This window comes from Paenibacillus sp. B1-35 (genome assembly GCF_050474385.1).
GTDB classification, from domain to species: domain Bacteria; phylum Bacillota; class Bacilli; order Paenibacillales; family Paenibacillaceae; genus Paenibacillus_B; species Paenibacillus_B alvei.
This window is the reverse complement of the sequence record NZ_JBCHVJ010000029.1, coordinates 1-1,131: the sequence shown is the minus strand read 5'-3', so window position 1 is coordinate 1,131 and position 1,131 is coordinate 1. Positions and strand designations below refer to the sequence as shown.

Below are 1,131 nucleotides of genomic sequence, written 5' to 3'. Positions count from 1 at the left end.
CACGGCCGGAAGCGGTGGCAGTCGTTGACGAAGACCGCCAGCTGACGTACGGGGAACTGAATGCGCGGGCAAACCAACTGGCGCACTGCTTGCGAAAGAAAGGCGTGAAGCCGGAGACGCTGGTTGGGATCTGCATGGATCGTTCGGCGGATCTGATCGTCGGGATCATGGGGATCTTGAAGGCCGGGGGCGCGTATGTGCCGATGGATCCGTCGTATCCGCAGCAGCGCCTGACTTACATGGTGCACGATGCGGGAATTGAGCTTCTGGTGACTCAGAGCGAGGCAAGCGGATGGGTGCCGGAGTCTGTCACGCGCATCTGTCTGGACAGCACTGCCGATCAGGAGATGCTGTCGCAGGAGAGCGATCAGAATCCGCCAATCGCCACGACGCCGCACAACATGGCCTATCTGATTTACACATCAGGAACTACAGGGAATCCGAAAGGGGTCATGGTCGAACATCACACGCTGATCAATATGGTGTTCTGGCACCAGCAATTTTTCCAAGTTACGGAGCAAGATCGTGCGAGTCAAATAGCAAGCATCGCATTTGATGCCGCAGTGTCAGAAATATGGCCCTATTTGAGCAAAGGCGCCAGTTTGCATGTGTGCAAGGAAAGCGTAAGAACGGATCCTGTAGCGTTGCAGGATTGGATCGTTGACCAGCAAATTACGATCGGTTTTATGCCAACGCCGATGGCCGAAATCATGATTCATCTGCACTGGCCGCCGCATACATCGTTACGCTATTTGCTGACGGGAGGGGATTTGCTGCGGCAGTCTCCGCCAGCTTCATTGCCTTTTGCACTCATCAACAACTACGGTCCTACAGAGTGTACAGTCGTGGCTACAGCAGCAGAGGTCAGCCCCTTGCAGGAGGGCCTTCCGCCGATTGGAGGGCCCATAGCGAATACGAAGTTATACGTGTTGGATCGCCATCAACAACCTGTACCAATCGGTGTCGCCGGGGAACTGTACATTGGCGGGGCAGGGGTCGCCCGCGGATACTTGAATCGTCCAGAGCTGACAGAGGAGCGATTCCTTCCGGATCCTTTCAGCGGTGAGTCTGGAGCGAGAATGTACAGAACGGGAGATGCTGTAAAGTATATGCCGGACGGCAACCTGATCT

General features: G+C 55.5%; 1 protein-coding gene. It reads left to right on the top strand.

Annotation, left to right across the window (positions count from 1 at the left end; genetic code table 11):
• The coding region (locus tag ACQ5BJ_RS26290) for a non-ribosomal peptide synthetase (RefSeq protein ID WP_430113013.1) at nucleotides 1-1,131 on the top strand (1,131 nt) is incomplete at both ends.